The sequence below is a fragment of the Pseudomonas sp. microsymbiont 2 genome (genome assembly GCF_054788395.1).
The window spans coordinates 5,551,158-5,571,760 of sequence record NZ_CM139112.1; the positions used below are offsets into that span (position 1 = coordinate 5,551,158).

Below are 20,603 nucleotides of genomic sequence, written 5' to 3' on the forward strand. Positions count from 1 at the left end.
ATGGTCATGTCGGTCGGCATGCCTTTCGCGCAAGCGGCACATGCCCATTGTGCATAAACATTTCGACCAGGCCTGGCTCAGGCCAGTTTCAGCAGGCCCATGCCCACCAGCAGCAGCGCCAGTCCGAGCCAACCACGCCCGGCCAGACGCTGGCCGAACAGCGCCCAGCCCATGGCCACGGTGGCCAGGATGCCGAAGCCACCCCAGATGGCATAGGCCAGCGACAGATCGATGTCCTTCACCGCCTGCGCCAGCGCGGTGAACGCCGCCAGCACGCAGAGGATCGAGGCCACGCCCAGGCCCTTGCGGCGGAAACCGTCGGAATACTTGAGCAACAGGTTGGCCAGCACCTCCAGCACGATGGCCAGGCCCAACCAGGCGAATGGAATCAGCATGGCAGCGCCTCCCCTTCACGTTCGACGGCCTTGCCACGGGTGCCGGCCTTGACCAGCAAGATGCCGGCGATCATCACCGCCAGGCCCAAAGCCTTGGTCCAGCCCAGGCTCTCGCCGAGCCAGAGCACGCTGATCAAGGTGATCAGCACGATGCCGAAACCTTCCCACAGGGCGTAGGCCACCCCCACCGGCACCCGCTTGACCGCCAGGGCCAGAAAGAAATACGACAGGCAGATCATGACGTACATGACGGCATGCCCCATCACGGGGAAATGAGTGGCGGCGAGTTTCATCGACGCCGTGCCGATCACCTCGAAGGTGATGGCGACGATCAGATAGATCCAGGAACGCATGGTGCCCTCCCATGGGCGACAGCAGCCGAGCGCACAGGCATCGGCGCCGGAAAAAGACGATTACGACTGCGAAGGGAGGGTGGCGCTAGAGATCGCCGGTCCAGTGACGTTCACGGGAAACCAGGCGAGAGGAAGAGAGGAGCTTGAAAGCTTTACTGTTCAACATAATGAACAGAAGATTAGCTCAGGCGATCAATTAAGTCAAAACGATAGACAGAGACTAATAATTTGTCGCGCTTGAATCGCGTATTTCAGAAAAAGTCCCTTAAAGCCTGCTGAAAGCTTCGTAAATTATATTCCCCATCTTCCAAGCCCTTCGCGCTTCGCCATCGCACAGGAAACAACGTCGCGAGCCCCAACGTGGGAGCGGGCTTGCCCCGCGATGCATGATGAGAGCGTCTGCGGCAAACCGTCGCAGACTCACTAAATATAAAATTAATTATTGTTTTACGATAATTTATCAAGAATAATCCGCCCCGTTCATCACTGTACGGAGGCACCCCATGAACAGTAGATCCGTGGCCTATGCGCGTTCGCGCCTGCGCACCATCGGTATTTTCGCCGCCTGGCTGGCCTGGACCACCGCGGCGGTGGAGCTGGTCATCACACCCTTGCTCTTCATCTTCGATTTCCCCGAGATGCACAACGGCTACCTGCAGGCCTACGGCGACCAGATGCCCCTGCTGCTCGAACCGGGCTACCTGGCGTCACCCCTGGCCATCGGCCTGGTGCTGGCTATCGACATGATCCCGACACTGGTTTCCGTCCTTGCCCTGGGCCTGACCGGCCTGTTCTTCCACCGACTGTCCCGCGGCCAGACCTGGACCTCGGACAATATCAAGCTGCTGTGGTGGGTCGGTCTTCTGTGTATCGGCACGCCCTTGCTGTGGCCGATTACCTACACCCTGCAGGGCCTGGCCCTGGCCATCGACCTGCCGGCCGGTGAAAGGAGCTTCAGCTTCTCGATCGGTGTATCATCGCAGGCTGTCTACGAGATCATGAAAGGCATCCTGCTGTGTGCCTTCTCGCTGCTCATGCGTGACGCCAAGACCATCAGCGATGAACACAACTGTTATGTCTAGCCGCCTCCTATGCCGATAATCATCCGCCTCGACGTCGTCATGGCCCGGAACAAAATGCGTTCCAAGGACCTGGCGGAAATCATCGGTATCACGGAAGCGAACCTGTCGCTGCTGAAGAACGGCAAGATCAAGGGTTTCAAGATCGAGACCCTGGAGAAGCTGTGTCGCGCCCTGAACTGCCAGCCCGGCGATTTGCTGGAGTTCAGCGACGAATGATCAAGGACTGCAACACCCATGGCATTTTCCCACAAGGGCCTGGCGGCCCTCGTACTGGCCTGCCTGCCACTGGCCGGCTGCGGCCCGAGTTATACCTATAGATACTCGCCACCGCCCAGCGCGCATGGCATCAATTGCATCAACAGCTGCTCGATGGAGCGCAACCACTGCAAACAGATGGCGCGATTGCAGGAAAACAGCGAACGCGCGTTGTACCAGGCCGAGATGCGGACCTACGAGTACTGCCAGAAAGGCAAGAGCAAGAAGGAAGCACGTCACAGTTGCCACTACCCGAGCTACCCGTTCTACACGGGGAGCAGCTACAGTTGCGGCGCTGATTACGATTCCTGCTACATGGCCTGCGGCGGCACCATCCAGCGCATCCTGAACAAAGACTGATCCCGGAACGGACTCGAACATCGTGAAACACCTGAAATCCTTCGCCCTGCTGACCGTCGCCCTGGCCATGACCGGCTGCGCCAACGATCTGCCGACCAGCAAGCCCGCCCCACTGGACTGGAACATGCCCGGCATGCAGCTGGGCGGCGACCGCGGCCTGCCGCTGCACAACGCCGACGGCAGCTGCCGCAAGCGCGGCTGCGACAATGGCAAGCTGTTCTTCAACCCCGGCCAGCCCGAGCCGAGCGTCAACACCATGCACCGTGGCTGGTAAGAAAATTCTCCTTTGTGCTCGGTGACTTAGGGGAATGTGCGATGGATGCAACGAAGTGGTTTACAGCCGCGAATCCATCGCTATAATGACGCCCCTGTGCCGGTATAGCTCAGATGGTAGAGCAACTGACTTGTAATCAGTAGGTCCCGGGTTCGATTCCTGGTGCCGGCACCAATAAAATCAAAGGCTTGCAGCGATGCAGGCCTTTTTTTTTGGACCTCCACGTACCAACGCACGTACCAAGGACTGGTTTCCAGCCTCAGGAATTCTCCTATGTCATGGTTTGATGACACCTTGAAGCTTCTGTCCCCAGGATGGGTAGGCTCCCTCATTGGCCTCGCTGGCCTGATAGGCGCCCTTGTCGTCTACTTCCTGACGAGGAAAAGGACCAGTCTGAGTTACGGCTTCGTTGCCGAGCATCTTCTGGGAAGCTCGTCTGATTCCCTTCCGCCGCAGATCACTGTGCAGTTCAACGGGAATCCCATTCCGCGCTTGACTAGATCAGTCATCGTGTTGTGGAACAGTGGCGAAAATACCGTTATGGGGAGCGATATCGTGGAGAGGGATCCCCTTCGCTTTCACGTAGGCACGGACGGAAAGGTGCTTTCCGTAGCCGTCTTGAAAGCAAGCCGTACGGTCAATGACTTCACGGTTCAGAAGGCTTCTCCTGAGGCTCCAAACGAAGCCGTACTTCATTTCAATTTCCTTGACTCTAACGACGGCGCCGTTGTCGAGATTCTTCACACCAGTGAGGAAAGGCGTCCTTCCATCAATGGCACCGTCCGAGGGATTCCTAAAGGCCTTAAGTCCATTGGGCGCATCGCTAGGTCGAGTGGTCTGAAGATCGATATGGAAGGCAAGCCCGCTCGAGCGCTCCAGCTCATGCTCTCGGGCATTGCCACCTGGGTACCGATCGCTCTGGGAGCGTTTATGGCCTTGTCCGGCTTTTTAATGTCCACCGACCTGGTGAAGGTCAGCTTCCCGGTTGAAAAAGCGCAGGAGTTCCCAAGCACACCGATGATTCTGGCTGGCGTCGCATATGCGTGCATGGGAGTCGTGATGCTCTACTCCGAGAGACGTCGGCATCCCAAATGCCTGCACATTGATGCTTTGGACTAAATGCAGATTGGGTAAGCAGACAAGACGCATCGCATGCGCCTGCACCCGCGTTTAGGCCCCAACTTTTAAGGTATAGGGGGTAGCGAATAAAGAATAACATCAGTAATCCTGACCGTTTTCTCTCTCGCAACCCTTGATTTCCGCGGCCTCAGCTCAAATCCGGACCAAAAAGGGGACTGACCCAAAAGGGGACGACCCAAAAGGGGACAGATCTATTTTCTCGGCATGTGCTAATCGAAAACAAATAAATCTGTCCCCTTTTCCCATAGTCCCCTTTTCCCATAAATTTTTTGCACATGGAAAATCAGCAATTGTATTTATGGAGTTTTACGAAAACTCAAAGTACATAGTTCGTCTTAACGGCCACTAACAATGCGTCCAGAGTACTCACTTAGCTCGCTTAAATCGGCGAAGCCACCCCTCAAATTAATCGTTATACCGATATAAATCCCAAGGAATAATTGATGATAGATTTTAAAAAGGATTGGGGGAAGTTACTTGCATTCGTGATCCTGCTATTAGCTTCCATTGGGCTTGTGGTCGTGCAAGTTTTTAATTCCTCAAACCCTACGAAACTTGAAGTCTCTCTGATTAGTGCTCTTCAATACATATGTTCAATAGGGTTCACTTGGCTTTTATCTATAATTGTATTTAATAGCACCTACAAAGATAAACAAAAGAAATTTGCTATTGGCGCTTTTCGTCGAGTCAAAGAGATTGAAAGAAACATCAAAAGAACTCAGGAGCATATTGAGCAGTCTCTAAATGATGATGAGGACCTAAAAAGCTGCTTGTCTGTAGCAAAATTTAGCCTTGTTAATGCTCAAGACACTATTAATTCATCTATTGCTGACTGGGCGGATATTATTGAGGATGAGCTGGAAATATCCGCACAGATTGAAAAGTTAGAGTCGTCCCCAGCAAGCAACACAAAAGACAAAGTCGCTGGTGACACAGTAAGAAATGAAATTGCAACACTTACTAAAAAGCTTCCGCCAGAACTTCGCCATAATGTATCGATAGAGCAGGATAGAAAACAGCAAGTTAAAGAATCTGTCATTTACTTAGGGAAGAGAATTCTTAACGACGGCTTTATACAGTTACGCGGCTTTTGGGAGCCCCGCAAGGGTTTTATGAGCGATCTTTCAGGCATAAAAGTCGGGAGTAATGTTTATATTGCCAGAGGAATTGCTGGCGACAGAACCGGAGCCATATTGATTTACAACGAAGAAGGAGAAAGTTTAGCAGTAGTTACCAACCGCTGTATTAAATTAAAAATACCATATGATGTCTTTGCCGATGCAATTGACGAGATTTTTGGAAGAACATTGAGGCCAAAATTTTTTGGAGGGCATCCTGTTCAGGCTGAAATTGTTGAAATCAAAGACTTTGATCCTAGATCGGAGCGACAGTATTTATATGTAAAAATATTTAAGGGTATGGATAGCTCGGTTAAGCATAAATACGACGAGCTGAAGACGTATAACAAATTAATCCAATCAACCGTTAACGCAGCGGATAATTGAGGTATTACGCCTCGACCCCATAGAGAGAAAAGAGAGAAAAGGGGACAGATTTATTTTTGAGAAAAGGGGACAGATTTATTTTTCGGCGCTGGTTGATGTGCCATTAAATAAATCTGTCCCCTTTTTCCAGTCCCCTTTTTCCAATTAAATAAATCTGTCCCCTTTTTCCACAACTGGCGAGCAGCTTCCGTCCTGCCAAGCGTTTCGGCCAGCGCAACGGCCTGAATCTTGAACTCATCGGTGTAATTGCGGCGAGTGGTTGGGTACATGGCAACCTCCAAGATAGCGATGTAAGTATCGCTTCTTGGCGTCCGTTGTCACGGGACAGGCCCACTATCCCCTTTTCCGTCAGGTTCTTTTCCGTCAAAACAAATAAATCTGTCCCCTTTTCCCCTTTTCCCTTTTCCCTTTTCCCAGACCTGATATACACGGCGTATCATGGACTGATGGGGCGCGTGTGGCTGCTTTGGATCGAAAGCAGCCTATCAAGCCTTACTGCCAATGACCGCAGGATGGAATGCTAATTATATTTTTTTCCTAGAGTAAAAAATCGCATCCGGGCGGCTTCTGTGTTTGCCGCAATATGCTCATATCCAGTCAATTGCCCATGTACTATCAGCCCGAAGGAATCGCTTTCAGTCGGAATGCTTATTCCCTCAGGAACATCTGAACGCTTTATGATAAGTAGTACAAAACACTTGCGAATAGTCTGTTGAACTATCTCGTCATTCAGCACGCAATCTAGCAGGTGCTCCCTGTGCGTCACCGGCCGACTGTCGTCATATATAATTGATGCAACTGGCAGGCCTAGAGTTTCAGAAAGCTCTAGCGCTCCTACCCATGAATATGTAATGCGATCTATAATCGCCTGCATACCAGAAAATTCTGGTGGATTATCAATTGGGTCTTCCGACAAGATTCTAAGCATGTCCTCATCGATGGCATTTTCGATAAATGCTGCTGGAAAGTCACTGCTTAAAGGCTCGGTCACACTTGCCCTATAGACTTCACCCTTAATAGTATACCAAATATATTCACTCCCAATAATCGCCACCCATAAAAACGTACTTATTCGGTATTTTCCCGCGAGGTGCCAAGTCAAGCGCACGTAGCCTGGAATCATGGCATCATTTATGAATGTTTGTTGCGCAGTAAGATTTCCACTGCTACGCTTCGCGACTGTACTATATGCCCTGACCGCCCAAGACAGTGCTTCGTTGATTTTAAGAGACTGCTCGCCATTGGTTCTAAACTGAACGTCTTCCAATAGTCGTTTTAGACGTTCCTTTTTATCAATCGGCTCTTGGCTCAATTGTCGCGCTAAGACTCTGTGAAGGTCTACTATCATCTCTGTACTGGTCTGGTATCTATCGTCGATATCATGACTGAACGCCCGGTCAAAGAAATTTAGTATTCCGCTTCGCTCAAGGCCGCTCAAGTGAGGAAGAGACTCTGAACGTTGGTGGGGAAGCTTTCCATTCCCATCACGAAGGGTTGCGGGTTTTCTTTTAGTAATGAGATAAAATAGAATTCCTGCTATAAATGTGAGATCAGAAACTTTATCTCTTTTGCCCGCAACTCCACTGAGAAGCTCGGGAAGTTGCAGAAATTTATTGCCAAGCCCATCATTGACTCTGGTAATCGCTTTGTCGCGTTCAATATTAAAATTGAACGCAATACCAAAATCAACCAAGACTGGAACGGCATCAATATCAGAGTTAATTATGATATTTTGGGGCTTGATATCACGATGCACTAGCCCAGTAGAGTGAACCTGGCCAATAGTATCAAGCAGCTGAAGGACAATTGTAATGGCTCGATCTAGGCTTAAATTTTTAATTCTAGAGCGCCAGGTATCAAGAGTGTCACCCTCAATGAAGTCGGTAACAATATAAAGGCTTATATTTTTATCTTCGTAAAGATGAGCATTTGATTCTATTAGTCGAGGAACTTGCAAGCACTTCAGCGCAGAATAAGCTCGCGCTTCATCATGGAACCTAAGCCGTCGCTCCGTAGATCCAGCTTCCTGCATAACTTTAAGAAACGCGGTACACGTACCATCTTTACTAATAACCTTATGCCCTACGCCCTGACCACCTTTGCCGACATTACTAATTTTAACTATCCAGCGGCTATCATACGAAGTGTTAGACCACACAACGTCCCCTGAGAAAGAATTTGGCTGATTCGCAGAATCTGATATCACTTTAGGTCCTTAGTTTGACTTCCATGCTTACGCCAGCACGCGCGAATCCAGCGTACGCACTGAGAAATAAAATATCAATCCTCAGATCGCCATGGGATGTTCACCAGGTGTGCATTCGACGGTCTGTTTTTCTTATGCTATCGCTTCTTTATCTAACGAAACTGGCGGTCCGTGCTTAGCCGACCTTAACATTCCATAACAGGCTGCTTTGGGTCGATAGCGGTCGTCTGTAAGAGGTTGCTTCAAGACAATTTGTGCCTCTCCCTGGCTAGTATTCGAAACCGGAGATCTCAGATCTCACTGAAGCATTCAAGATGTCTTCAGCAGCAGAGGTCCTATTGCATAGCAGCAATCGATAGAGCCCCAAAATTCCCGATTCGATTCCACAGAAAGCCATAACTAGCTGATTTTTTTGTAGACACCCTTTGAGGTACGTCGAAAAATCCACGAAATTCCAGTCCCGCCAAAATTGGGGCCTCACAGCCAACAACCGTTCGTCTGGTGCCACCATATCCAAAAGCCTCGACATCCGTCGGGGCTTTTTCGTTTCAGTCCCCCTCCCCCGCTGCGACAGATTGTCCGCACCTTCCAACACTTGTTCTCGCTCAATAAACCCTACATTCAAAGCGGCTATTCCTGCACCCGACGGCTTTCGTCGACTTAAGGAGAAGTCCCATGAGTGAGCAAGAAGGTGTAACCCTGACCCGCCGTGGCATGCTCGCCGGCAGCGTGCTGCTCGGCGTCGGTACCTCGGTGCTTGGCGTGGGCCTGGCCCATGCAGGCGCCCCCACGCCCGCCGCCGCCCCGGCCGTCGACCTGGCGAAGCTGGAACGGGTGAGCGTCGAGCTGGTGGCGCCGCCACATGTCCATCCGCACACGCAGCGTGCGCCGGGCGAGCCGCGGATCGTCGAGTTCCGCATGGTCATCGAAGAGAAGGAACTGGCCGTCGACAGCGCCGGTGCCTACATCCACGCCATGACCTTCAACGGCTCGGTGCCCGGCCCGCTGATGGTGGTCCACGAGGGCGACTACGTGGAACTCACCCTGGTCAATCCGGCCAGCAACAGCATGATGCACAACATCGACTTCCACGCCTCCACCGGCGCCCTCGGCGGTGGCGAGCTGACCCATGTGAAGCCTGGCGAGCAGGTGAAGCTGCGCTTCAAGGCCGACCGCGCCGGGGTGTTCGTGTATCACTGCGCGCCTGGTGGGGCGATGATTCCCTGGCATGTGGTGTGCGGCATGAACGGGGCGATCATGGTCTTGCCGCGTGACGGTCTCAAGGACGCCGAGGGCCGGCCGCTGCAATACGACAAGGTCTGGTACATCGGCGAGCAGGACTACTACATCCCCCGCGACAAGGACGGCAAGTACAAGCGCTACGCCAATCCCATGGCCAGCTTCGGCGACATGAGCCAGCTGATGAAAGGGCTGGTGCCGAGCCATGTGGTGTTCAACGGCAGCGTCGGTGCCCTGACCGGCAAGCAGGCGCTGACTGCCAAGGTCGGCGAGAGCGTGCTGATCGTCCACTCCCAGGCCAACCGTGACACCCGCCCGCACCTGATCGGTGGCCACGGCGACTACGTCTGGGCCTCGGGCAAGTTCGCCAACCCGCCGCAGCGCAACCTGGAAACCTGGTTCATCCCCGGTGGCGCGGCGGGGGCGGCGCTGTACATCTTCCGCCAGCCCGGCCTGTACACCTACCTCAATCACAACCTGATCGAGGCGGTGATGCTCGGTGCCGCCGCCCATGTGCAGGTCGAGGGGCAGTGGAACGACGACTTGATGAAGCAGCTAGAGGCGCCTGGGCCGATCCGCTAGCGATCGACGATAGGCTGCGCACCGCTGGCGACCTCGGCGGTGCGTGACGGGTAACCGCGTCACCGAATCGCACCCATTCGCCGGAACATTCACTGACCATCGGCGAATACCCCTACAGCTCTCGCTGGTACCAGCGCCTTACCGTTGCCCGTCCAACGGCTACCTGCGAGAACCGATTCATGAACAAGAAGACTTTCGCCCTCCACGGCCTGGCCCTGGCGCTGCTGGCCAGTGCCGTCCCGGCGCTGGCCGATGACACCACCTACCTGGCGCTGCGCCTGCAGGGTGCCGAGCACAAGCTCGCCGATGCCAAGCTCACCAGCCCTCGTGTCGATCAGCGAATCAAGAGCCCAGACAGCGACCGCGACCTCAATGGTGCCATCGCCCTGGGGCAGCATTTCGACGGGGGATGGCGCGTGGAAGTCGAATACACCATGCGCAAGCACAGCCTGTTCGACTCCTACTGGTCGCCCTTCGATGCCAACGTCAACCGCATGAAAGTCGACAGCCAGCGGCTGATGCTCAACGGTTACAAGGACTTCGCCCTGACCGACGCGCTCTCGTGGTACCTGAGCGCAGGCGCGGGCCTGGCCCATGTGCAGTCCGAGGGCTATCAAGGCAACCCATCGCGGCAGTTCGCCCGCAACGGCCAGAACAACCTGGCCTGGAGCCTGGGCCTGGGCCTGGACTACGCCCTCAGCGACAGGATCACCCTGGGTGGTGGCTATCGCTATGTGGACATGGGCAGGATCGAGACCGGCCGCAATACCTTCGCCAACCGCATCAATGCCCGTGACGAACAGCTCAAGGGCAAGCTCAGCGAACAGAGCCTGTTCGTCGAAATGCGCATTGGCCTCTGACGGGACCTACCGGCCCTGCAATACCTTGAGCGCCGCTTCGGCCAGGAAGCCCGAGCGGCTCTTGTGCTCCGGATGGTTCTGCACGTAGCTGTCGATACGGGTGAGCAGGTAGGCCGGCAGGGTGATGTTGAGCTTTTCGGCCTTGCCCAGGTAACGGGTGATGTCGATATCGATCAGCGCCCAGGTGCAGCCGGCGTAGGCCGGGTTGGCCGCATGCACGGTGACCGTGCTGGCCTTGGGGATTTCCTGCTCGTCCTGCGCCAGCAGTTCGAGGTGGCCTTCGATCGCCTCGCGCGCCATGGCGATGGCGTTGTCGAGGTCGTCGCCGGCCGAGAAGCAGCCGGGAATGTCCGGGACTTCCACGCCCCAGGCGTGCTGGTCGTCACCGGGGAGGATCGCGATGGGGAACAACATGGCAGTGGGTCTCCTCGTCAGCTGGCATAACCGATCCGCGCCTGGCGCAGGATGCTGGCGGCGGTGGCCGGCAGCAGGTCCTTCTTCGGGTGCGGGATGGTCACCAGCCCGGGTTTGTCGGGGTGCTTGAAGTGGTGGTGGCTGCCTTTCGAACGCACCAGGTACCAACCATCCGCCTCGATCACCGAAATCATTTCACGGCTGTTCATGAACCCATTCCTTGGGCTAGCCGAGTGGTGGTTAGTATAACCACCAAATCAGCATTATCAACACCATACCCACTGCGGCGACGAGCGGGCGATCCGAGGGCAAGTATGGTGAGGGGAATCGGAGACAGGACCAGAGAAGTGATGCGGGATCTTGCCGGCGGCAAAGCCCGCCAACGCCCCTAGCGACGCGCCTGGCGCCGCTGCTGCCGATACTCCGCCAGTCGCGTGCGCATTTCCCGATAACGCCGGCTGTTCAGCAGCAGCAGGGCCACCAACGCCGCCAGCAGGCTGCCGGTGTAGATGAACAGGTTCGGTCTGTGCCCGTAGATAGGCAAGGTGATCAGCATGCAGGCGACGCACATCCCGGCCACCAGCCACATCCCCCAGGCTCGCCCACGTACCACGGCACCATGGCCCAGGGGGAACAGGCCATCCTGGGAGCAACTTCGGCAATAGGTGCTCCAGGCCAGGGCAAAGGTCCAGGCGACGGCGATGATCGAGGCGAAGAACGCACCGATGAAAACGCCGAAGTAGCGTTGGAGAAAATCCTTGAGTTGCATCTGACGCGTCATGCGTCAGCGCCTCAGCTGACGCAGCTCGATCAGGCGCTGACGCATTTCCCGATGGCGACCACTGTTGAAGACCAGCAGCGCGAGCAGAGGAAACACCAGCATGATCGCCAGCATCACGGCATTCAAACCGCTGCCGACCAGGCTCAGCGTCATCAACAAGGCCACTACCGGCACGGGCAGGACCAACCACATGGCCCAGATACGGCCACGGACCATCGCCAAGTGCCCGGCACACAGCAACAAGGTGGATAAACCACTGGCCAGCAGGGTGTACGAGGGGTTGTCCGGGTGATGACGCCAATGGTCGTCTACCCATTGGGCCGATGACAACGCCGCCGACATCACGCACATGAAAAAACCCAGCAAGAACGTCGCGAAGTAACGACGCATGAAGGCCTGGAAGTCTGCCGGCGTCATCATCATTCGATTTCCTCGTAGAGCCCCACGGCGATGCTCTGTACCGTTGCACTGCCAGCCAGTCCCAAGGTGGCGCCTAGCGAGTCGCGCATCAGGGTCTGCGTGGCATGGCTGATCTCGGTCGGCGTATAGCGCTTGGTCATGGTCCCGGCCGCCTGCTGCAACTTGATCTGCTTGGCCGTCAGGCTCGGATGCTTGATCGACAGCAGTTCATCGGTCAGCGCCTTGCGCTGCTGGCGACTGAGGCTCTTGGACAGTTCCAGCCAGCTACGCCCGGTCGCGGCCCTGTGCACCTGGAGGTACTTCAACGTGCTAAGCCCCGACGCGCCGACACCCAGCAGGGAAACACCATCAAGTACTTTCGAGGCGGCTTGATACCACTGGCTTTCATCCAGGGCATCGTTGGCCGCCGGGTTGGTCACTTCACGCACCGTGCGCATGACACCGATACTGCACTGGACGCTACTGGCGGTGGCGGCAGCGCCACCGACGTAGGTCAGCACCAGGCTGGTGCCACCGGAAAATGGCGCGGCAATGGTGCCACTGAACACCACGAACCAGCCGATCACGGCACCGGCACAGGAGAGCGTGGTGTTGACCGCCTCCTTGACCACCCGCGACTCGCGCGGGTTGTGCTGCAACTGCTGGGTGTACTGGTCGGGTGTCTGGTACTTCTTGATCTCGCGCAGGATCACGCGCTTGGGGCGGATGCTGCAGATCGGCTGGAACTCACGCAAGGTGATGACGTTGTAGTCGGCGTCGATGTACACCACGCCCGCCCCGACGATCCGTGGATCGGCATCGATGGCGGCGAACATCTGCGGCAGGTTGATCCGCCCCTGGATGCGCTGGCGCGCCATGAACTGCGAGGTGTTGCCCAGGCGGGTGGAAAGCAGGTCTGTCACGAATCGGTTTCCTTGCACAGGAATCAGAGCCTTGGGGGCAGACCTTGGAAGGTCTTGGCGATTTCTTGCGACATGGCCGCTTCAATTCAAGATTGTCGGGGCTGCTTTGCAGCCCTTTCGCGACACAAGGCCGCTCCTACAGGACGGCGTCGCGAAAGGGGCGCAAAGCGCCCCTGGCGCGGTATCAAACGTTCGGGCAAGGCACCGGTGCCCAGTCGCCCATGTCCGGGTTGCGGCACATGGCGTTGACCTGGTCCACGCCCGCCTTGGCCACCTGCTGGGCCTCGACCTTCTTGCCATTGGCGTTCTGCAGGGTCTTCTCGGTGGCCACGGCCTCTTGCGGCACCTTGCTGTTGGCCTTGGCCGGCTGGACCTTCTTCACGTCCTTCTTCTTGCCGGTGCTCGCCACTTTCGGCGGCTCGGCCACGGCGACCACGTCGGTACGCGCCACGCCGACCTGCTTGAGGTCCTGCTCGTAGGCCTGGGTGTAGTTGTTCAGGTTCTCACCCAGACGACCGTTGACAGTGCTCAGCAGGTTGTTCGACTCCTGCAGGCCGGCGACGATCTCGGCCAGGCGCTTGCGGCCTTCGGCGTCGTTGATGCGGCCCGACTTGCGGTTCTGGATCAGGCTGGCGAACTCGCGCTGGTAGCAGGCCTGGGACGACTTGGCGTAGGCCGTGGTGCGGTCCATGTCGGCGGCGCTCTTGTCGATGTCGGTGGCGTACGAGGCGATGCGCTGCTTGTCGTCGCTGATCTGCTTCTGGCGCTCGGTGTAGTAGCCCGCCGCGCCGCCGACCAGGGCACCGCCAGCGGCGCCGATGGCGGCGTTGCGGCCACGGTTTTCCTTGTCGACCAGGGCACCGGTCAGGGCACCGCCGACCGCGCCGAGCAGCGCGCCGGTGGCGACCGAGCGGGTCATGTCACCGTCGGTGGAACGCAGGTGCTGCACCGGCTCGTAGCAGTTGGGGTAGTACTCGACCTTGGTCGTGGCGCCGACCTTGGACGCCGGCGAGCTGGCGCAACCGCTCAGCAGCACGGTGCTGAAACCTGCGGCCAGCAGCAGCGCGGTACGGGCCTGGGATGCGGTGATCAGGGGTTTGCGGGTGAACATGGTCTGGTTTCTCTTCTTGGGTTTCTCGGTGTCCGGGGGCCTCGTGCCCCCGGGAGTCCTTGCTACGGAAGCTGTCCTTAGGGTCGCGGGGCGGCGGCCGATGCCAGCAGCTCCTTGAGGATCGTCGCCGGATCGGCCCGCCGGTTCTGGCGGTACTCCCCGACGTGGCGGACGAACAGGGTGGCGCGGGTCACCAGGCTGTTGCCCAGGACCGGCTTGCGATTGAGTTCCTCCTTGACCCGCTGGAACTGCGCCTGGATCACCGCATCGGTGTAGCGCGTGCCGCTGGACAGGTTGTCGACGTAGATCGCCACGGCGCCGTCGAGGGCGGCGCGGCCATTGGCGATGGCGGCGCCGTACATGCGCGCGCTGGTCTGGTCGCCCGCGGCCTCGGCCTTGGCCTGGGTGTTCTGCAGATTGGTCAGGCGAATGTTGTAGTTGTTGATGGTCTCGGCGACCAACGCGGCGGACTGGATCAGGTTGCCGGCGGCCTCTTCCCGCTGGCGGGCGATCAGCGAGACGTTGCGCTTGAGCTCTTCGTTGACCAGGCCGAGCTCGGCCTGCTGGCGCGGGTCGGTGGCGGCGGCGATGATGCTGTCCAGACGCTTGGTCGGGTCCTGGGCGGCATCGATATCGTCGGTCAGGCCGGCCAGACGGCCCTCCTTCTGCCACTGCTCGAACAGCTCCTGGTAACGCGAACGCGGCGCCGACAGCGCGCCGATGGCCACGCGAAAACCAGTGGTCTCGTTGCGCTGCTCGGTGCCGTCGGCGCCGAACAACGGGTACTCGCGGCGCATGCCGGTGAACAGGGTGCCCTCGCCTTCGAGGTAGTTGCCACCCTTGACCACGAAGCCACCGTAGGCGCCCTGCAGGCGCCCGGCATTGACCAGCTGGAACGACTCCTGGACCATCTCGGCGGCGTTGCCGATCACGTCGAACAGCCCCAGCGGGTTGGGCTGTCTGCTGCCGATCGGCATCAGTCGCGCCGCCTGCCCGGTGCCGCCAGCGACCTGGTTGAACACCGCGAAGTCGGCCAGCGGCCCTTCGCTGTCGGCGCCTTCGACCTTGCGCGGGAACAGCCGCCCTTCGAGCTCCTGGCGGCTGACCGCCGAACCGCCGCGAGCGGCGAACTCCCACTCCACTTCGGTGGGCAGGCGCACGAAACCGGTACCACCGTCCTCGGCATTGCCGCCCCGGCCACTGACCGGCAGCAGGTCGCGGTGGTGCTTCATCAGCCAGGCACTGTAGACGGCGGCAAAGCGCTCGGCCTCGAAGCGCGACAGCTTGACCTTGGGCAGACGCCCCGCCATCTCGTTGTTCGCTTCGCAGGCCGGCGCCGCCTCGCCATTGGCCAGAGACTGAGCCTGGGCCATCACCTGGGCGTACTGGCGGGCCGTCACTTCGTACTTGCCGATGAAGTACATCATTGGCGTCAGCGGGCTGCCTTTCTCGACCTTCGGCAGGCTCGGGCCTACCGCTTTCTGCCACTGCGGCGCCAGGTCCTGCAGGCTGAACTGGCCATTGATGAAGTCGCGCCGGTAGCCGGAGATGAACGACTGCTTGTAGCCGGCCTCGCCCTCGCTGAACGGATAGCCGAGATTGACCTCGCGATCATCGAGACTGCCCTGGGCCAGCACGTAGACGCTGCGAAACACCAGCTCGCCGCCGCAGGGCAGCGGCAGGCTGACATCGCCCGGCAACGGCTTGGGGTTGTCGAACTTGCCGTCGGTCCCGGACTGGGACGGTGCGACCGGCTTGGCCTTGTCGTCGCCATCGGCCTGGGAGCAGGCGCCCAGGGTCAAGGCGGTGAGGATCAGGGCAACGGCCCCGAGGCGACAGTCAGACATCACGGATTCCTTGGCTGGCCTCGATGCGCGCCACTCGCCAGCCGCCAAGGGCGGCGGCGACGGTGCTGGCCAGCAGCACGGCGCACAGCGCAACGAGGTAATGCATGGGCAGCAGATGGCTGGCGAACTCGCCGGGCACCTGCATGAAAAGTCGATTCAGGCCGTGCTCGGCCAGCAGGTACAAAAGCCCCGCCAGGATCGCGGCGAGCACACCGCTGTAGAGCGCCTGGAGCATCACGAACAGCAGCAGCGCGACGGTGCCGAAACCGAGCAGGCGCAACACCGCCAGCTCGCGCTGCTTGCGCTCCACCGCCGCCACCGCGCCCGCGGCGATGGCCGCCACGGCGCCGGCCACGGCCAGGCTGGCGATGATCCAGAACACCAGGTCGAGGTTGCGGCCCAGCGACTGCACCTGGGCGATCTGCGCGGCCTGGGTCGAGACCAGCAGCTTGCGCTCGGCGAAGAAGCGACGCAGCGGCTCGACATCGCTCAGCTCGCGGGCGTACAGGCGGAACGCCGGGTACACCCGCTTGATTTCGCCGGCCTGCCCTTCGCCTTGCCAGTCCAGCGCCGGCACGGCTCGGCCATCACGGTAGTCCTCCACCGCTTCGAGCAGCGCCAGCGGCGCGAACAGGCCATCGCGCTCGAAGGCGGCCAGCGGCAGCACGGCGACCACCTGCAGGCGCGTCTGGCGCCACTGCACCTGGCCGGCCTGCTGGCGACTGAAGCTGGCCCATAGCTCGTCACCGGCCCCGGCGCCGAGCTTCTCCGCGGCGGTGAAGCTCAATACCACCTGTCGCAGCTCGCTGGGTGGCGCGACCTGCTGCAACAGCGGGTCGCCCTCGGCGGTGGGCAGCATCTCGACCGTGACGCCGCGCCCCTGGGCGGGCAGCAGCAGCTCGGCGGTCGCGGCGATCTGCCGGGTGCGCGGGATGGCGAAAGCCACGCCCGGGCGCTGCGCCAGCTCCTGGATGAATTCGCCGCGAAAGCGCCCACCGCCCAACGGAATGATCTCGCGCACGCCGGGGTCGCGCTGCAGGCGCTCGGTCAGACTGCCGATCAAGCCGAATTTCAGCCCGAACAGCACCAGCAGCGGCGCGATCACCGCCACCAGCGCCAGCACCGCGCACGCCGACAGCCGCGCGTCGTTGCGGTAGTCCTGCCAGGCCAGGCCGGCGATCAGCCACGGGCGCATCAGGCGGCCCGCTCCAGGGTCGCGGTGACGCCGCCGTCGGCATCGCGCTGGCAGGCCATGCGCAGCACGCTCAGCCCGGCATTGCGCGCCAGGGCCTCGTCATGGGTGGCGACCACGCAGGTCAGCTGGCGCGCTTGCGCCTCGCGCAGCAGCAAGCCCATCACCCGTTCGGCGTTCACCGGGTCCAATGCCGCCGTTGGCTCGTCGGCCAGCAACAGCGCCGGCCCGTGGGCCAGGGCGCGGGCACAGCTGACCCGCTGGCGCTGGCCCAGGGACAGGGTCGCGGGCTTCTTGCCCAACTGATCCTGTACATCCAGCGCCGTGGCCAGGCGTTCGACGCTGCCGTCGTCGCCAAGGCCGAGCAGCTGACGCGGCAAGCGGATATTGCCGCGCACATCGAGAAAGCCCAGCAGCCCGCCCGCCTGCAGCACATAGCCGAGGTGACGGCTGCGCCAGCTCGCCAGGCGGTCGAGCCGTCGGGCGCGCCACAGCCCGGCGATGTCCTCGCCGCCCAGGCTGAAGCCCTCGGCCACATCCGGCGCCAGCACCAGCGCCAGCAGGTCGAGCAAGGTGCTCTTGCCGCAGCCGCTGGGGCCGACCAGCGCCACCCGCTCGCCCACGGCCAGGTGCAGCCGGTCGACCCGCAGGCTGTAACGCTGGGCGCCCTGCCCGCGCGTCTTGCGCACCCCGTCCAGGCGGATCATCACGGCAGCGTCGCCAGCGGGACACGGTACAGGGCGTCACCCGGCTCGGCATTGCCGAAGCGCACCCAGTTGGCCATGTCGTTGTGGAAGGTTTCGTACAGGCGGATCTTCGAATCCAGTTCGTCGATGAAGTCCTCTTGCTCGGCCACCGACAGCGAAAGCCACAGGTCCTGGGTCATGCTCAGGGACTTGCTGCGATACGGCAGGCCCTCGAGGTATTCACCGAGCACGCCGCCCTGGGCCAGGTTGGCGCCCTTGCGCAGGGCGCCGGGATCGCGGCTCATGTAGGCGCTGGCGCTGGCGATCTCGTTGAAGAAATCGCCCGGCGAGCTGCGGGTCTTGCGCGCGGCGTCGACGATCAGCTTGAGCGACTGCTGCAGGTCGTTGAGCTGCAGCTTGGTGAGCATCACGCACACCTGCAGGGTCGGCAGCGCCGGGTTGGTCAGGTCGCGGTCGGCGGTCCAGGCGCTGACCAACCGCGGTGCCTGGCTGGCGCCGTGGCGGCCGAGGAAGTCCATGTGCATGGCGTAGCCAATGGCCTGGGACTTGGCCGCCAGGCTCGAGGCCGAGGTCAGCAGCGGCACCGGTTGCGGCTGCTGGTTGCGCACTTGGTGCACCAGCTCGGCGAAGGTCGAGCCGATCTCGCGCACGCGCTCGCCGAACACACCGACCTCGCCCCCCGGCACGCCGACGTAGAGGTCGCCGATCTGCGGGTTGCTGTCGGCGGTGAGCACGCGGTACTGACTCTCGGCCGAACCGTGGTTCTTCACCCCGGCCGGGGTGCGCAGGTGCAGGGCGTAGATCTTGATCTGCTTGCTCAGCGCGGCCTGGCGCACTTCGGCCTCGTTCATCTGGGTGCTGCTGAACGGGTCGTTCTTGCGCAGGGCGCCGGCGTCGCTGACCAGCAGGATGAGGCGCCCGCCGTAGCCGGCCCAGTCCATGCCCTCGACGGCCTGCATCACCCCGGCGAAGGCGTCCTCGTTGAACGAGTGGCTGGACACGCTGGTGGCCTTGACCTGCGCGGCGGCCTTGAGGAAGCGCGCTGGATCGCGGCCCTCCTCCAGGCTGACCAGGGTCTTGCTCAGGTAATCGAGCCCGGGGGTGCGCTTGACGCTGTTGCGAAAGCCCACCAGGCCGAAACTGACGCTGTCCAGCTCGCCCCGGGCCGCCAGTTGCTGCTGCAGTTCGCTGACCACCTGGCGCACCCGGTCGATGTATGGCTGCATGGACACCGAGGTGTCCACCACCAGGACGATGCCGGTGCGGAAGCTGTTGTCGCCGACCGCCGCCACGCCAGCCGCCTTGGGCGCGCTGTCGCGGGCGCTGGCACCGGGGTCGATGGAGGCGATGTTGAGCAACTGCACCGGCTGGCCATCCGCGTCGAAGCTTTCGCGGTAGTCGAAGATCGGCATCAGGTAGAACTGGTTCTGCGGCACGGCGCTGGCCGCCGGCTCCAGGGCCATTACCTGGGGCACCTGGTCGGGGTGGTTCTGCGCCTGGAGCAGGCTGTCGCGGGCCTTGCCGGTGTCGTCGAGCAGCTGCTGCACATCGTTGGCCTGGCGCATGAACATCACCGGCGAACGCCCGGAGCGCTCGGTGAACTTGAGCACCAGGCTCTGCTTCCAGTCGCTGGTCTGATCGACCGGCAGCCAGCCGTCGCGCTGCCCATCGCTGGCGGCGCCGACCTGCAGCCAGGGCTGGCCGCCGACATCCTGGCGCTGGTAGACGTAGAGCACGGAGAAGGCCGGCAGCTTTTCGCCGGAGGCGTTGCCGGGCTGGGCCATCAGTTGCGCGTCGGGCTTGGTCAGCACGCGCTGGAACAGCGTCTGCTTGCCGGGCATCAGCAGTGGGCGACCCTCTTCCGAGGCCGCGACGGTCGGCACCTTGGACTCGGCGGGCGCCTCCTGCACCACCGGCGCTGCAGGCGCGGGCGCGTCGTCGCCGCCAAGCAGCCAGAAGAATGCACCACCCAGCCCCAGCGCCGCCGCGATGGCCACCGCCAGCACGGCCTTGGCCGGCTTGTTGGAGGCGGACTTCACCACGGGCGCAGGCTTGGCTTCAGGCTGCCTGACAGGTTCGGCAACGGCCTGCGGAACATCGATGGACACCGGTTGCGCGATGGCCGGCACGGGGATCGGCAACGGACGGACCAATGTGCTGTCGTTGTCCTCGACCGGCGCCTGCACCGTCAGGCGGTCCAGCGCGGCCAGCAACGCCGCCGCATCGGCGAAGCGCTCGTTGGGATCCTTGGCCAGCAGGCCACGCAGGATGTCCTGGTAGCGGCCATGCTCGATGGGCAGTTCCGGCAGCGGCTCGGTCAGGTGCGCCAGCGCCGTGGACAGCGCGTCGGTGCCGTTGTACGGCAGCTTGCCGACCAGGATCTCGTAGAGCACCACGCCCAGCGCGTACAGGTCGGCGCGGCCGTCGATCTCCATGCCGCGCGCCTGCTCCGGGCTCATGTAGCTCGGCGTGCCGACGGCGAAACCGGCCTGGGTGAACTGGGTGCGGTCATCCAGCGACTTGGCGATGCCAAAGTCCGACAGCACGGCGGTGCCGTCGGCGCGGAACAGGATGTTGGCCGGTTTGACGTCGCGGTGCACCAGGCCCTGGGCGTGGGCATAACCCAGCGCCTGGGCGATCTGGCGCACGTAGGCCAGCCCCTGCTCGGGCGTCAGCCCGTCGGCGATGCGCTCCTTGAGCGTGCCGCTGGGCAGGTATTCCATGGCCATGTAGTACAGCTCGCCGACATTGCCGATGTCGTGGATGGTGGCGATGTTCGGGTGCGCCAGCCGCGCCAGGGTACGGCCCTCGCGCAGGAAGCGTTCGCAGAAGGTCGGATCGGCGGCCAGGCTCGCCGCCATGATCTTCAGCGCCACCTTGCGCTCCAGGGAACGCTGGGTGGCCAGGTACACGCTGGCCATGGCGCCCTGGCCAAGCTCGCCGTCAATGTCGAATCCGGGGATGTGCATGTCCATGAT

The 20,603-nt window shown here is 60.4% G+C and carries 22 protein-coding genes and 1 tRNA gene; 9 read left to right on the forward strand and 14 right to left on the reverse strand.

The features are described from left to right. Positions 1–77: 77 nt before the first annotated feature. Both mdtI and ACYUME_RS24900 read right to left on the reverse strand, forming a co-directional pair. On the reverse strand, positions 78–395 hold the full coding sequence (gene mdtI, locus ACYUME_RS24895) for a multidrug/spermidine efflux SMR transporter subunit MdtI (protein ID WP_279805541.1): 318 nt from the start codon (positions 393–395) through the stop codon (positions 78–80). Continuing rightward, positions 389–748 (reverse strand): SMR family transporter, encoded by a 360-nt coding sequence (locus ACYUME_RS24900; protein WP_460417386.1) that lies wholly within the window; start codon positions 746–748, stop codon positions 389–391. Before ACYUME_RS24900 ends, mdtI begins: the two co-directional genes overlap by 7 nt. 503 nt (positions 749–1,251) lie before the next feature. On the opposite strand from ACYUME_RS24900, the gene ACYUME_RS24905 reads away from it, so the two are divergent. From ACYUME_RS24905 to ACYUME_RS24935, 7 genes are all read left to right on the forward strand, one after another. Further along, positions 1,252–1,830: a hypothetical protein gene (locus ACYUME_RS24905; protein ID WP_279883491.1), complete on the forward strand. Its 579-nt coding sequence runs from the start codon at positions 1,252–1,254 to the stop codon at positions 1,828–1,830. 9 nt (positions 1,831–1,839) lie between these two features. Next, positions 1,840–2,046, forward strand: coding sequence for a helix-turn-helix domain-containing protein (locus ACYUME_RS24910; RefSeq protein WP_023629980.1), 207 nt, complete (start codon positions 1,840–1,842; stop codon positions 2,044–2,046). Positions 2,047–2,064: 18 nt separating this feature from the next. Further along, the gene (locus ACYUME_RS24915; RefSeq protein ID WP_460417389.1) at positions 2,065–2,445 is read left to right on the forward strand and encodes a hypothetical protein; all 381 of its coding nucleotides are present in this window, start codon (positions 2,065–2,067) and stop codon (positions 2,443–2,445) included. Between the two features lie 22 nt (positions 2,446–2,467). Continuing rightward, the gene (locus ACYUME_RS24920; RefSeq protein ID WP_460417391.1) at positions 2,468–2,719 is read left to right on the forward strand and encodes a hypothetical protein; all 252 of its coding nucleotides are present in this window, start codon (positions 2,468–2,470) and stop codon (positions 2,717–2,719) included. Between the two features lie 98 nt (positions 2,720–2,817). Further along, positions 2,818–2,893 (forward strand) — tRNA-Thr (locus tag ACYUME_RS24925). A 99-nt stretch (positions 2,894–2,992) separates the two neighbouring features. Next, positions 2,993–3,838: a hypothetical protein gene (locus tag ACYUME_RS24930; protein WP_460417393.1), complete on the forward strand. Its 846-nt coding sequence runs from the start codon at positions 2,993–2,995 to the stop codon at positions 3,836–3,838. A 464-nt stretch (positions 3,839–4,302) separates the two neighbouring features. Further along, the gene (locus ACYUME_RS24935) at positions 4,303–5,364 is read left to right on the forward strand and encodes a hypothetical protein (RefSeq protein WP_460417395.1); all 1,062 of its coding nucleotides are present in this window, start codon (positions 4,303–4,305) and stop codon (positions 5,362–5,364) included. Between the two features lie 50 nt (positions 5,365–5,414). Here ACYUME_RS24935 and ACYUME_RS24940 read toward each other — a convergent pair whose 3' ends face one another. Together ACYUME_RS24940 and ACYUME_RS24945 are read right to left on the reverse strand one after the other, a co-directional pair. After that, entirely contained in the window at positions 5,415–5,633 is a 219-nt protein-coding gene (locus ACYUME_RS24940) for a transposase (RefSeq protein ID WP_460417397.1), read from the reverse strand. A 251-nt stretch (positions 5,634–5,884) separates the two neighbouring features. Beyond that, positions 5,885–7,570 (reverse strand): serine/threonine protein kinase, encoded by a 1,686-nt coding sequence (locus ACYUME_RS24945; protein WP_460417399.1) that lies wholly within the window; start codon positions 7,568–7,570, stop codon positions 5,885–5,887. A 675-nt stretch (positions 7,571–8,245) separates the two neighbouring features. Between ACYUME_RS24945 and nirK the strand changes: the two genes are divergently transcribed. After that, positions 8,246–9,391, forward strand: a complete 1,146-nt coding sequence (nirK, locus tag ACYUME_RS24950) for a copper-containing nitrite reductase (RefSeq protein WP_460417401.1) — start codon at positions 8,246–8,248, stop codon at positions 9,389–9,391. Positions 9,392–9,570: 179 nt separating this feature from the next. Further along, the gene (locus tag ACYUME_RS24955) at positions 9,571–10,251 is read left to right on the forward strand and encodes an outer membrane protein (RefSeq protein WP_460417403.1); all 681 of its coding nucleotides are present in this window, start codon (positions 9,571–9,573) and stop codon (positions 10,249–10,251) included. 6 nt (positions 10,252–10,257) lie between these two features. Here ACYUME_RS24955 and ACYUME_RS24960 read toward each other — a convergent pair whose 3' ends face one another. The 10 genes from ACYUME_RS24960 to ACYUME_RS25005 form a co-directional block, all read right to left on the reverse strand. After that, positions 10,258–10,665, reverse strand: coding sequence for a type II toxin-antitoxin system HicB family antitoxin (locus ACYUME_RS24960; protein WP_279883532.1), 408 nt, complete (start codon positions 10,663–10,665; stop codon positions 10,258–10,260). Between the two features lie 17 nt (positions 10,666–10,682). Beyond that, complete coding sequence (locus ACYUME_RS24965) at positions 10,683–10,874, reverse strand: type II toxin-antitoxin system HicA family toxin (protein WP_460417405.1); 192 nt, start codon at positions 10,872–10,874, stop codon at positions 10,683–10,685. Between the two features lie 179 nt (positions 10,875–11,053). Beyond that, entirely contained in the window at positions 11,054–11,446 is a 393-nt protein-coding gene (locus ACYUME_RS24970; protein ID WP_460417406.1) for a hypothetical protein, read from the reverse strand. A 3-nt stretch (positions 11,447–11,449) separates the two neighbouring features. After that, the gene (locus tag ACYUME_RS24975; RefSeq protein ID WP_460417408.1) at positions 11,450–11,866 is read right to left on the reverse strand and encodes a hypothetical protein; all 417 of its coding nucleotides are present in this window, start codon (positions 11,864–11,866) and stop codon (positions 11,450–11,452) included. After that, positions 11,866–12,723, reverse strand: coding sequence for an NAD synthetase (locus ACYUME_RS24980; RefSeq protein WP_279883571.1), 858 nt, complete (start codon positions 12,721–12,723; stop codon positions 11,866–11,868). The genes ACYUME_RS24975 and ACYUME_RS24980 overlap by 1 nt, the downstream gene beginning before the upstream one ends. 229 nt (positions 12,724–12,952) lie before the next feature. Beyond that, on the reverse strand, positions 12,953–13,879 hold the full coding sequence (tagQ, locus tag ACYUME_RS24985; protein WP_279883540.1) for a type VI secretion system-associated lipoprotein TagQ: 927 nt from the start codon (positions 13,877–13,879) through the stop codon (positions 12,953–12,955). A 77-nt stretch (positions 13,880–13,956) separates the two neighbouring features. Further along, positions 13,957–15,726 carry a formylglycine-generating enzyme family protein gene (locus tag ACYUME_RS24990; protein ID WP_460417410.1) on the reverse strand — a complete coding sequence of 590 codons (1,770 nt, stop codon included), beginning with the start codon at positions 15,724–15,726 and terminating at the stop codon, positions 13,957–13,959. Further along, positions 15,719–16,921: an ABC transporter permease gene (locus tag ACYUME_RS24995; RefSeq protein ID WP_460417411.1), complete on the reverse strand. Its 1,203-nt coding sequence runs from the start codon at positions 16,919–16,921 to the stop codon at positions 15,719–15,721. Before ACYUME_RS24995 ends, ACYUME_RS24990 begins: the two co-directional genes overlap by 8 nt. Continuing rightward, positions 16,921–17,625: an ABC transporter ATP-binding protein gene (locus tag ACYUME_RS25000; RefSeq protein ID WP_460419448.1), complete on the reverse strand. Its 705-nt coding sequence runs from the start codon at positions 17,623–17,625 to the stop codon at positions 16,921–16,923. The genes ACYUME_RS24995 and ACYUME_RS25000 overlap by 1 nt, the downstream gene beginning before the upstream one ends. Beyond that, positions 17,625–20,600: a protein kinase domain-containing protein gene (locus tag ACYUME_RS25005; RefSeq protein WP_460417413.1), complete on the reverse strand. Its 2,976-nt coding sequence runs from the start codon at positions 20,598–20,600 to the stop codon at positions 17,625–17,627. The genes ACYUME_RS25000 and ACYUME_RS25005 overlap by 1 nt, the downstream gene beginning before the upstream one ends. Positions 20,601–20,603: the final 3 nt, after the last annotated feature.